The following is an 11,946-nucleotide window of genomic DNA, read 5'->3' as shown; positions in this document are numbered from 1 at the left end:
GGGCAGAGGTTTCGTGTAGTCTTTCGTGACTTGTGTATAGCAACAATGCGAGGTAACGTTATCGCTACGGATGAGCTTCCGTAATATTGATTCTTAGAAAGGGACGATGATGTCGAGAATTCGAACTGCATGCACTGGGGTTATGGCTCTGAGCATCATGCTTTCTGCTTGTGGAAGCGCAGGTGGTGAGTCATCTAATGCAACGTCTGGTGAGGCGAAAGCGTCCGGGGAGCTGGAAGGTAAATGTACCATTCTACAGTATGAGACAACAGCTACTGCGCAGTACAAGGGGTGGCAAAAAGGGCTGGCAGAGTTTCAAGAAGAGAATCCCTCACTTGATGTGGAGTGGTCGTCGACCAATTTTGAGTCTTTCCGCTCGAACGCGAAGGTTTTGCTTTCGGGAGGAAGCGTGCCTGATGTTGTGCTCGTTAACACGGGTAATGCGGATGCGGGCCAGTTAGCATCCCAGGGACTTCTTGATCCATTGACGGACCTTGTGGAGGAGAATGGCTGGGATAAGGAGCTGAATGGGGCTGTATCAGCCCTAGCAAAATACGATGATAATGGTAATGCGGGAGCTGGTGAATGGTATGGCGTGCCGTCGACTGCAAGTTACTTTACATTTTACTACAATAAAGACTTGTTAGCTGAGCATGGCATCACTGAAATGCCAAGCTCAATGGCCGAGCTAGAAACAGTGTTCGATGATTTGCTAAAGGCTGGGGTTACGCCAATTTCCTCGAATGCGGGCGAGCATGCTGTATTGCAGACATGGTGGCAGCTGATCTCGCAAGATGCTTCGCGAGAAGAAGTCGACAACTTCATTCTGCTCGCCGGCCCCGCAGACATTACTGGCGGTGCGTTTGCAGAGGGGACGAAGCACCTCGAAGAGTGGATTAGCAAGGGGTACTTGGGTCATCAGCTTGCTGGACTGAAAGCTGATGATATGGAGCGAGCCTTTATTGCTGGCGAAATGCCTTTTATGGCAAATGGCACTTGGTCCTTTAATCGAATCAACGAAGAGGCTCCGTTTGACTGGGGATTGTTGGAATTTCCCGAAGCGAAGTTAACGGCGGGAACCTCGGGACATTTGTGGGCGATTCCGAGCGACGCTAAGAACAAGGAATGCGCGAAAGCGTGGATAGAAAAGACTCTGAGTGAATCGGTTCAAGGTGAGATTGGAAGACTTGGTGGAATTCCGGTCATGGTGGATCCGTCGACTATTGAAGATGAACGCATGAAAGAAATGAATGAGACGTTCCAGTTGTTAAAATCTGAAGATCGCCTGTCTTTCTACCCTGACTATCCAGTTCCCGGACTTCTTGATCATCAGGTGGCTGGGCTGCAGGGACTTGTGTCTGGATCGCAGAGTGGCGAGGAATTCCTCGCAGAAATGAAAGACTACTACGAGAGTAACAAGTGAACTTAGATAAGTTAACGCTCTATCGAAAGACGCGACCTATGAGGTGGAGAGATAAAGAGCGACGTAGTTATTGGGCCTATTTATCACCATTGGCTATCGGTTTTTGTGTAGTGGTCCTACTTCCTCTCATCGTGAACACACTTTTGAGCTTCTACAGCTGGAAGGGTGGTAAGGCTGAGATGAAATGGGTTGGAGTGTCAAACTATGTAGATCTAATGCATGATAAACTATTTTGGTCATCTTTTGTGAACACTATATACATGATTTTCGCGATAGCGATTATACCGACTGTGATTGGTTTGATCCTGGCGGCTACCCTGTTTGACTTTATCGGCAGGCATTTTAATAGTGCGATAGCGTCATTTTTGAGGGCCACATATTACATTCCGCAGATTTTGCCTGTCGCCGTGGCGGGCGTCTTATGGAGTTGGATTTTAAGCACTAGAGATGGAGCACTAAATGAGATACTCCGTGGTGTAGGTACAGGACTCGCGCCTGACTGGCTGGGGAACACGGACTTAGCGCTGTACTCAATCATGTTGATGATGATATGGCTGCAGATCGGATATCCGGTTGTGATATTCATGTCAGGTTTGCAGAGAGTTGATCCGTCTCTGTATGAGGCAGCTCAGTTAGATGGAGCGGGCTGGTGGAAGCGATTCAGGCATATTACTATTCCGAACATCCGCGCCGACATTTTCGTTGTTGTTCTGACAGCAACTATCGGCGCGCTAAAGTTGTTCGCGCCTGTGATGGTGCTGACCCGTGGAGGACCTGAATTCTCGACGTACGTCCCTTCTTTCTTCTCGTACAGGAACTTCTTTGAGCTATCGAAGGTTGGCTATGGAGCGGCATCTGCGACTGTCTTGGCGGTAACGATCTGCGTCATAGCTGGTGGGCTTGTCTATTGGCAGTCGAAGGCAATTGAGGAGGAGTAAGAGTTCGATGCAAAAAACATCTCACTATGCTCGCGATGCCTATAAGGCGAGAAAACCGCTTTCTTTTATTTTGACTAAATATGGCGTCTTAGTAATTGCCGCCCTTGTAGCCGTATTGATGCTTGCACCCCTGTATTTGGTGGTGATTAACTCGTTCAAGAGTCCAGCTGAATATTCCATCAATGGCCCGTTAGCTCTACCAGAGCAGTGGACTGTGAGTGCGTTTCAGCGTTACTTGGAAACGGTTAATTTTTCGAGACTTCTGTTTAATTCCATAGTTACAGCAGGTGTAACTTCTCTAGTCGGCACGTGTTTGTCACTTCTGGCTGCTTACGCACTTGGTATTGGTCGAATCAAGGGGCGTACTGGAGTTATTTTTGTCCTCTTGATCGCAACGATGTTGCCGCAAGAGGCACTCTTGTATCCTCTATTTTACGGTGTTCAAGCAATAGGCCTCCATAACTCGATCTGGTCGGTTGTTATTATTTTCTCTGTTCTGCAGGCAGCGATGGGGACTTATCTGTTGTCCTCCGTAATGTCTACATTTCCGAGAGAAATGCTTGAGGCGGCCCAGGTGGATGGTGCTGGTCGTTTCAGGGTCCTAATTAGCATTGTTTACCCGATCATGCGTCCTTCGCTCTCTGTTTTGCTGGTGTTTTTCTTCGTCTGGACGTGGAATGAATTCCTGATTCCGATGATCATGCTGGTTGGACCGGATTCTCAGACTTTACCAATTGCTCTGGCAAATCTAAAGGGACAGAACACGCTTGACGTGACCCAACTGGCGGCCGCATCTCTACTCACGTTGTTACCCACGCTCATTTTCTTCGCGTTCTTCCAGAGAACGTTGACGAGGGGCGTCACTGCTGGAGCAGTTAAATGAAAAGGATTAGTCACTTGAAAACTAATATGAATTTCCCTGATTATGCGAGGAATCTCCCCGTCCTTTCACGTTCTATAACGGCAGAAAACCCGTGCGGTTCGCCTGGAAACGGAGGAAAATCCTCCTCGAAGCTAGGAGTTGGCAGGAAGGGTAGGCCTTGCATATCTATTCCTCCAGGAGAAACAGTCAAGATTGTGGATATTAAGGGACCCGGTCAGATTCGTCACCTGTGGTTCACTATGCCAGCGAGAACTAAGTCTGAGCCATTCGTTCTGAGAAATATCCGGATAAGAATAACGTGGGATTCGGCGGAAAACCCAGCCATAGACGTTCCAATTGGAGACTTCTTTGGATGTGGATTCGGCGAGGTGGCTAACTATTCTTCCTCAGTTATGGTCGCCGCGCCAACTGGGGGGCTTAACTGCTATCTCCAAATGCCATTTAGAGAAAGAGCTGTAGTTGAAATAGTTAGTGACCACCCTGAAGTGGTCGAAGGATTCTTCTATCAGGTTGATTATTCGCTTGAGGAATCATTTCCCGATGATCTGTGTTATTTGCACTCACAATGGCGACGCACTAATGGCACTAACCAGCTCGGACAAGATCATGTCGTTCTCGACACGCAGGGATCGGGAGCTTACGTTGGTACCTTCATTTTTCTGAGCCAACTAGAGAGATTTTGGTACGGCGAAGGAGAGCCCAAGTTTTATATTGATGATGACCAAGATTTTGCCACAATTGTCGGAACTGGCTTGGAAGACTATGTCGGTGGCGCTTGGGGTTTTCGTGACCAGTGGGATGGGTATGAAGATCCAAAATCAGTGGGTTATTGTTCTCTGTACTTGGGGTATCATCAGCAGATTAGTCGTGATAACAGCCGAGTTTCACCTTATGCCAAAGATCTGCCACCAGGACATGGGATGTATAGATGGCATCTTTTGGATCCTGTGAGATTTTCTCGAAGGCTTAAAGTTACTCTCCAACAAATCGGGGATCGTGGTGATTATCTTTTTGAGCGTCGTGATGATGTCACTACCGTTGCCTTTTGGTACCAAACTGATCCAAGCGGCGACGATTGGGTCTTGCCTGAAAAAGAGCAACGGCGCCCACGGTAGATGTTTGGTGTTTGCGGCGGTTTGAATGGAAGTTCCTTTGGCTGCTCAACTTCAAGAATAAGATTGAGTTGAAGTTGAGCAGCCATCCGGGTTCCAATTATCTTATAACGTGCGTCAGGTTCCTCTATTTGTTTTCGTCTAGTGAAAATGGACGTTCGAGATACGCGGTATAGAGAGAGTTTCTTCTTAAAGGGACCGGGGTCTTGGCGACTCTTGTTTTGTTCTGTTGAGTACAGTTCCAATATTCTTTCGCGCAGATTGATGTTGTTACTATTTAAATGGCGTCACATCACTGTTATTTTGCGAGTAATCTCGAAGTTGGAGATACTAAGGGAGCTGCTCGATATTGAACGTGTTCTAGGGGTTCCACTGCTACTCTCCCCATTGGCTCGATCGACGATAGGACAGCGTTGAACGAGCGCTACGCTTGCTGTTGAGTGACATTTCAACGTGAAACTGTCGAGGTGCGAACCGTTCTATAGGGCTATAGTTGTTTTCGTGCTGAGGTTTTTAGGACGAAATGTCTTTTGATTCAAGGGCATGGAGAGACTGAGCATTGGCGAGTGAAAAGGACTGCGAGTAGGCACGACAAGAACAGGTATCGACGATCAATTTCGCGCATAACACCGGGTGCGAACGTTCGTGCATTGCTGGTTGGTATTGGCGGCAGGTGAAAGAATATCTCTCATGATGTTGCCATTGGCGACGATTATCGGTTCTGTTTCCGATGATTCGCTGAACCGGCGTCTTGCACACGCCATCACGCTGTGCTTCGATCCACATCCAATTTGAAAGGTCAAAAGGTGGCGAAAGGCGGCCGCCGCTTGTGTAGGATCTTAATCCTTGCCCGGCGTTGTTCCCTGATTTGACTTGGAATCCTGCACCTTGCAGAGCGCTTCGGATACGTGCACGCTCCTTCTTACGAGCGGCTATGTACATCGCCTTTGCTTGTTGAAAATCCACGTCATCCATCTCGAATTCCCCCGCTATCTATTGTGAAGGAGCAGGGCGATCAGCGCATACAACTCGCGTTTCCTGATCCCATCTGTGGGCGTCAGTTCGCAGAACTGACGCCCACATCGAGGTCAAGCAGTTCCAGCGACTCGCTACGTTTTGGCGTTCGTGATGTGAAGGCCTGACTTCTCAGCGATGCGTTCCTTCACGCAGCGTGCCGCCGTGGCGGGATCATTGGGGAACTATTTCCACGGATCGACGAGGATTCGAATCGGGTTGCCCTCCTTCGTTTCCATCATTTCAATACCGCGTTCGATCTCGGACAATGGGACCACACCAGAGATCGATTGCGACAGGTCAAGACGCCCGTCCTTCAACAGCTCTGCCAACAGGTAAATGTCGACAGGTTTGTAGCCCAGGTGGCCGAACGCCTGCTTGCGCTGCAAACCGAAAGACAAGATGGGGCCAGCGTCAATTTCCTGACCTGACAGGCCAACGAGGACAGCTCGCCCATTGAAATCCAACGAGGCAATGGCCTGCTTGAACGTGGACTGCAAACCAACGGCGTCGAACGCGACATCGATTTTTCGCCCGCCTGTCGCGTCCGTAATCTTCTCCATCAAGTCCGGATCATCTGACCGGAACGTATAGTCAGCACCCAACTCCTTCGCACGTTCCAAGACCGCGTCGTTAATGTCAATCCCGATGACCGGGATGGCGCCGGCGAGCTTGGCGAGCTGAACGATATGCGTTCCCACGCCGCCCAGGCCCCACACCGCAACCGCATTGCCGATCGACACCCGCCCTGTGCGCTTGACCGCGCTAAAAGGTGTAGCAACAGCGTCAGCCAAGATCGCTGCCTGATCCATCGGGACACCCTCGGGAACTCGCGTGAGGCCAGCAGCGGGAGTGATGGTGTACTGCGCCCAGGCGCCGTCATAGGCGAACGCCATCAGCTCAAGATTCTGGCAGGCTCCTTCGTTGCCGCGGCGACATTCACGGCACTCGCCGCACGACCTGCCGGACACGGGAATAACTTTGTCGCCCACTTTCCACCCGGTGACACCTTCGCCCAGCTCTGCGATTTCACCCGAGCATTCATGGCCCTGCGTCACCACGTCAACTTGTGGTGGAAAGTTCCCGTCGATCAGTGACAGGTCAGAGTGGCAGATGCCGCAGTAGGCAACTTTAATGAGGACCTCGCCTGGTCCGGGGGAGGGGATCGGGATGTCTTCAACCTTCATGGTCTTGCTGTCGGCGTAGAAGCGCTGGGCGCGCATTGTTCCGTCCATGTTGATACCTTTCTGGTTGTTCTCAGCTCAGCGACGAGGCGACGGTGCAATCAGGTATGCATCGTTGCTTTCATGCCCCCTGCGTCTCAACTGTGAAACTCGCTGTGCAGGTTCATTTTAGCGCAGTCTAGGTAGAAAGTCCTATGTTGAGAGAGTAGACGCCGTACTGATCGTGACCCCGGAGTACAACCGATCCATTCCCGGAGCTCTCAGGAACGCCCTCGACTGGATGTCGCGACTCTACGGATCAAACCCCTGGGGAACAAGCCCACCATCATTGCCGGAGCCAGAGAATCGCCCTACGGCGCAGCGATGGCACAAAAAACCTGCGCTCACAGCTCGCATACTTCAACGCATACCTGATGACACGGCCCGAGCTGTATATCAGCGCCTAGAATGGTCGCCATGACGCCTCGACGGAAAATCGACTTCGATGCCGGCATGGGTGCGCTGCGCACGTGGCGCGAACAGGGCGATGGCACCCCGCGCCGACAGCAGATGACGGCAGTGCGTTTCTGTCTGGAGGAGCTCGAGCAGCGTCACCCCGGTCGCGCGGTCGAAGTGCGCGTCCCTCCTGCCGGAGCCGTCCAGATCCTGAAAGGTACCACTCATCGCCGAGGGACCCCACCTGCCGTCGTCGAAATGTCGATGCCCACGTGGCTGCGCCTCGCAACCGGCAACCTGTCGTGGGACGAGGGGGACGCCGCCGGCCTGATCCAGGCATCCGGCCAGCGAACAGATCTCGCCGCGCTGTTGCCGCTGTTCGATGGCCGCGACCTTGCCGTACACTCGCAGTCCGCAGATGCCGGTGGGCTGTGAGACCATGACCCTGTGAGCACCCCACCCATCGAGATCACCGACGAATTCCGTCGGGCACTCGACATGTTGGAAGCCGGCAGGTCCCTGTTCCTGACCGGCAACGCCGGCACGGGCAAATCCACCCTGATCCGCTACTTCATGGCATCAACCGAGCGTAAAGTCGTGGTCGCCGCCCCCACCGGAGTGGCAGCGCTCAACGTCGACGGCTATACCCTGCACCGCCTGTTCTCATTCACCCCGCATACCACGATCGACGACGTGCGAAACGGCACGTATAAGCCTTCGCGGTTCTCGCGTATGCTGGCCTCAATCGACACACTCATCATTGATGAAGCGTCGATGGTGCGAGCCGACCTGTTCGACAAGGTGTGCCTCGCCCTCGAAAAATACGGGCCACACCCTGGGGAGCCTCTTGGAGGAGTCCAACTGGTCCTGGTCGGAGACCTCTACCAGCTGCCGCCCGTGGTCAACACGGGAGAAGAAGACTACTTCGCGTCCGCTTTTGGCACCCCGTATTTCTTCTCTGCCAGCGCGTACAGTGCTGAGCGGTTCCCGACCGTCAACCTGACGAAGGTTTTTCGCCAGCTCGGTGATTCTCAGATGACGCAGATGCTCAACGCGATCAGGTCGGGGCGCATGACACGCTCGATCACCAGCGTCCTGAACAGCAAGGTCGACCACGATTTCACGCCACCAGAGGACGAATTTTGGCTCACGCTCGCCACGACAAACCGGATCGTCGGTGCGCGCAACCGGCGACACCTTGACGATTTGCCGACACCACTCATCCAGTGCCGCGGGGCACAATCAGGCAACCTCGACAAGTTCGAGCCGCCGACCGACCCCGTGCTGTCATTCAAAGTTGGCGCCCAGGTCATGATGCTGACCAACGACCCGGCTGACAGGTGGGTGAACGGCTCGCTCGGGCGCATCGTCGGGATCGACGGGATCGCAGGAGGCGACGGGATCGACCAGGCCGCGTCCGACCCCATCGGAGCAGGTACCGTGCCCGATACTGCCCCTACGGTGCCCGGCCGCGTTCCCACTTTCGACCCCACCGCCGCGACCGCCGCGACTGACTCGATCGAATGCAGTGTCGATGACGACATCGAAGTGCTCGTTGAACTGCGCGACGGCTCGACAGTCAGCGTTGAACCACACGCATGGGAGATCACCCACCCCACCGTCGAAGGTGGAGTCCTGCGCCACAGCGTCGTCGGCTCCTTCACGCAGATGCCGTTCAAACTGGCGTGGGCCATCACGATCCACAAGTCTCAGGGCCAAACCCTCGACCGCGCTGTCATCGACCTGTCAGGAGGTACATTCGCCGCCGGTCAACTCTACGTAGCGCTATCACGGTGCCGCAGCCTCGACGGCATCGTGCTGACACGCCCCATCTACCCGCGCGACGTGAAAATCGATCACCGCATCCGCTCATTCCTAGCAGACACAACCGGCCTGCCCACTGGCCGTCGTGCATACTGCGGCGCGCTCACCTGCGGTCACGGCGACGGATTCATACGCACCCTCGAAATCGCCTTCACATTTGACGAGGGTGCCCCACTCACCTCACTGATCAACCCGACGCGTGACATCGGAGATGCCGCAGCGACCTATGACATTCACGCAGCTGACCTGCAGGTAGCGCCGCGCCTGGCTGATATATGGCCAGCCGTTGAAGAACGCATTTCCGGCCACACCCTCGTCGCACAGGCACACGACGACATGTTGCGAATCTGGGATGATGAGCTCAAACGTACCGGCATCATCGCACCCCTCGAATCAGTGCTCACCGTTCAGGTGCCACAAAGCGCAGCAAGCGCGCTCACACGGGCCGAAAAGCTGCGCGACGCAGCACATGCAGCAGGTGCGAACCTGCCCGAACGTGCACCGGCATACACGCCGGTCGACGAGCCTCGAGCCGCATGGCTCCTGCCGCGCTCACCGCGACAAATCGTGCCCTACGGGGATCCGGTGAAAGTGGCCGCACTGATCGAAGAACGTGTCGCTGGGCTTACGCTCGGTGACAGCGCCGCGCAGCTCATTGACGATTTTTGCACGCGGTACGCAGTGGCGATCAGCTACCGCACTCGGGGCGAGCAGACCACGTGGGCGCGGTTCATTGAGGAACACAGCGGTGATGCGGCCATGCCCATGCGCGTGTGCTTCACCGGCACGGCTGTGTGTGACGGTGAGGTGTGGTCGCGCGAGCAGATGGAAAACTTCGCACACACCTGTGGCCTGGCTGTCGCGCCCAATGTGTCAAAGACGCGATGTGACGTTCTGATCGCTGCGGACGTGACCACTATGTCCGGCAAAGCCAGGAACGCCGCAAAGTGGGGTAAGCCCGTCTACTCGGCCGACGAGTTCATCTCCTGGGCGCGCTCAGTGAGCTGATGCGAGCGGGGGTAGTTGGGTACGGGCAAAATGACGCGCCTCGCCTGGGCTGGTTGCTTCGCGGATGGCTGCGGCAGCTGCCTGGCACTGCTCGAGTGTCACTGACGCCAGACGAGCACCCACCGGTGGGATAGCCGGGCATGCCATCGACAGAGACTGCACACCCATGCCGACCAAGACACACGTAAGCAAGGGGTCAGCAGCAGCCTCACCACACACGCATACATCTGTGCCGGTCTCGCGGCACACCTTCGCAGTGTGGGCAATGAGGCGCAGCACCGACGGCTGCCACGGGTCGGTGTACTCGGCCAGGTGGGGCGACATTCTGTCAGCAGCCATCACATACTGCGTCAGATCATTCGTCCCGATCGACACGAAATCCACCAGTGGCGCAAACTTGTCAATCATGATGGCAACGGAGGGAACCTCCACCATGATGCCGGCTTTCAGGCCGCGATCATGGACAAGGCCGGCAAACCACTGGGTTTCCGCAACTGTGGAAATCATCGGTGCCATCACGCGCACATGCTCATGCCCAACAGAAGAAGCTGCCAATCTAATCGCGTCGAGTTGGCGGGGCAGAAATTCCTGGTTGTGGCCAGTGGTGCGGATACCGCGCACACCCAGAGCCGGGTTTGCTTCCTCCAGCAGCGGGGCGAATGGAACAGGTTTATCGGAGCCGGAATCCAACGTGCGCACCACAACCTTTGAGTCAGGGAACTCCTGCATCACCTTCCCGTACAGCACAGCCTGATCGTCCACGCTGGGTTCGACCTGAGTGTTGAGGAAGTACAACTCTGTGCGGAACAGGCCGATACCTTCCGCATCGCCAGAGTGTGCCGCCAACCTCGTCGTCACATCGTCCTGCACATTTGCCAACAGTTCAACACGCACATCGTCGCGCGTGCGTCCCGGCCCGTGCCAGGCACGGATCGCCGCCAGGCGTTCAGCTTCATGAGCAACTGCGTCGTGAGCGTCACAGTGGCGGGCGCCCGTCGTAATTGTTCCGGTATGCGCATCGACAAGCACATGGACACCCTCGGCAATTTGCCCAATGGTGCGGGCCGCCACGATGCACGGGATGCCGAGCTGGCGAGCAATGATCGACGTGTGCGAGGTCGGGCCGCCGAACTCTGTGACGATCGCGGAATACATCGAGGGGTCAAGCCCTGCGGTATCAGCAGGGGAGAGATCATCAGCCAGTAACACTACCGGGTGATCAGTGCGCGGAATGCCTGGCTCGGGCTCCCCGCGCAGCTCAGCGATGACGCGGTCACGCACATCGCGCAGGTCAGTGGTGCGTTCGGCCAAAATGCCGCCGGAGCGTTCAAAGGAATCAATCAGTTTCGCGGTAGCACGTACCACTGCCTGAACAGCGGGAACGCCTGCCTCGATGTACCTGACCGTCTCCTTGCGCCATGATTTGTCGGTCGCCATTGACGCGGTGACGGCAAGAACCTCGGCCGCGCTGCCTTCAGAGTGCTCGGCACGCTCAAACAGGCGCTGCGCCACCACGTCAGTTGCCGTCATGTACGCGTCGATTGCGCCTGGCCGCTGATCAGGCGTCAGCTCCGCCTCGTCCTGCGCGGGCAGCGTCGGGCGCCTGGCCCACGCCGAGGGCGCCCACGCCACACCAGAGACAACCGGAGTGCCGTAGTGAACGCACGGCGACCCCTCATGAAACTCACTCACTGAAAACTCCGATCACCATGCGGGACTACGCATTATTCACCATTCGTCGTGCCCACACATCGTCGTGGTGATCAGTCGTCAATCTGACCAGGTCCGTACCACTTCTTCGCACCCTTGATGGCGTAACGCTGAATGAACGACACGCACACCGCTGACAGGGCTGCGAACGCCAGAAGCTGCACAATCTGGACATTGTCATCGTCTTCGCGTGGAATCGGCTTGCCGGTGACAAGCTTCCAACCGCCTTCGACCAGCTTGTTCGCCACCATTGCCGACAGAGCCATTGACCCGGCGCTTGCAATCTTCCACCCGATATCCATAGTGTTCTCCGTTTCCTCAACGTGTTGTCAAAAAGGCGAACAACGCAGCGCCAGCTCAACGCGTGGCGGCGTGGCTCTGATGTAATCATGCCCCATTTGCGTGCGCGGCGCGT

Annotated in this window: 10 protein-coding genes and 1 pseudogene; 7 read left to right on the top strand and 4 right to left on the bottom strand. The window is 55.2% G+C overall.

What is annotated here, in order from left to right:
* Positions 1 to 142 precede the first annotated feature (142 nt).
* The 4 genes from QP093_RS04400 (at position 143) to QP093_RS04385 (ending at position 4,359) form a co-directional block, all read left to right on the top strand.
* The gene (locus QP093_RS04400) at positions 143 to 1,423 is read left to right on the top strand and encodes an ABC transporter substrate-binding protein (RefSeq protein ID WP_285014963.1); all 1,281 of its coding nucleotides are present in this window, start codon (positions 143 to 145) and stop codon (positions 1,421 to 1,423) included.
* 131 nt (positions 1,424 to 1,554) lie between these two features.
* Positions 1,555 to 2,361: a carbohydrate ABC transporter permease gene (locus tag QP093_RS04395; RefSeq protein ID WP_285014961.1), complete on the top strand. Its 807-nt coding sequence runs from the start codon at positions 1,555 to 1,557 to the stop codon at positions 2,359 to 2,361.
* A 7-nt stretch (positions 2,362 to 2,368) separates the two neighbouring features.
* Positions 2,369 to 3,244 (top strand): carbohydrate ABC transporter permease, encoded by an 876-nt coding sequence (locus tag QP093_RS04390; RefSeq protein WP_285014958.1) that lies wholly within the window; start codon positions 2,369 to 2,371, stop codon positions 3,242 to 3,244.
* Entirely contained in the window at positions 3,241 to 4,359 is a 1,119-nt protein-coding gene (locus tag QP093_RS04385) for a glycoside hydrolase family 172 protein (RefSeq protein WP_502929378.1), read from the top strand. The genes QP093_RS04390 and QP093_RS04385 overlap by 4 nt, the downstream gene beginning before the upstream one ends.
* Before the next feature lie 510 nt (positions 4,360 to 4,869).
* On the opposite strand, the gene QP093_RS04380 is transcribed toward QP093_RS04385, so the two are convergent.
* Both QP093_RS04380 and QP093_RS04375 read right to left on the bottom strand, forming a co-directional pair.
* On the bottom strand, positions 4,870 to 5,331 hold the full coding sequence (locus QP093_RS04380; RefSeq protein WP_285014952.1) for a hypothetical protein: 462 nt from the start codon (positions 5,329 to 5,331) through the stop codon (positions 4,870 to 4,872).
* A 224-nt stretch (positions 5,332 to 5,555) separates the two neighbouring features.
* The gene (locus tag QP093_RS04375; RefSeq protein WP_285014949.1) at positions 5,556 to 6,605 is read right to left on the bottom strand and encodes a zinc-binding dehydrogenase; all 1,050 of its coding nucleotides are present in this window, start codon (positions 6,603 to 6,605) and stop codon (positions 5,556 to 5,558) included.
* A 157-nt stretch (positions 6,606 to 6,762) separates the two neighbouring features.
* Here QP093_RS04375 and QP093_RS10010 point away from each other — a divergent pair.
* The 3 genes and pseudogenes from QP093_RS10010 to QP093_RS04365 form a co-directional block, all read left to right on the top strand.
* Positions 6,763 to 7,014: pseudogene (locus tag QP093_RS10010) on the top strand (NAD(P)H-dependent oxidoreductase); the annotation flags it as partial.
* The gene (locus tag QP093_RS04370) at positions 7,011 to 7,424 is read left to right on the top strand and encodes a sterol carrier family protein (protein WP_350309956.1); all 414 of its coding nucleotides are present in this window, start codon (positions 7,011 to 7,013) and stop codon (positions 7,422 to 7,424) included. The pseudogene QP093_RS10010 and the gene QP093_RS04370, both read left to right, overlap by 4 nt.
* Before the next feature lie 12 nt (positions 7,425 to 7,436).
* Positions 7,437 to 9,821, top strand: a complete 2,385-nt coding sequence (locus QP093_RS04365; RefSeq protein WP_285014947.1) for an AAA family ATPase — start codon at positions 7,437 to 7,439, stop codon at positions 9,819 to 9,821.
* Here QP093_RS04365 and QP093_RS04360 read toward each other — a convergent pair.
* Together QP093_RS04360 and QP093_RS04355 are read right to left on the bottom strand one after the other, a co-directional pair.
* Entirely contained in the window at positions 9,810 to 11,513 is a 1,704-nt protein-coding gene (locus QP093_RS04360; protein WP_285014945.1) for a phosphoenolpyruvate--protein phosphotransferase, read from the bottom strand. The two genes, QP093_RS04365 and QP093_RS04360, sit on opposite strands and share 12 nt — an antisense overlap.
* A 71-nt stretch (positions 11,514 to 11,584) precedes the next feature.
* Positions 11,585 to 11,833, bottom strand: coding sequence for a DUF4235 domain-containing protein (locus QP093_RS04355; RefSeq protein WP_058237309.1), 249 nt, complete (start codon positions 11,831 to 11,833; stop codon positions 11,585 to 11,587).
* Positions 11,834 to 11,946 lie beyond the last annotated feature (113 nt).

The organism is Pauljensenia sp. UMB10120, assembly GCF_030212035.1.
In the GTDB taxonomy this organism is placed as follows: Bacteria; Actinomycetota; Actinomycetes; order Actinomycetales; family Actinomycetaceae; genus Pauljensenia; species Pauljensenia radingae_A.
The sequence above is the reverse complement of the archived record's forward strand: the minus strand, read 5'-3'. Positions and strand labels throughout refer to the sequence as shown.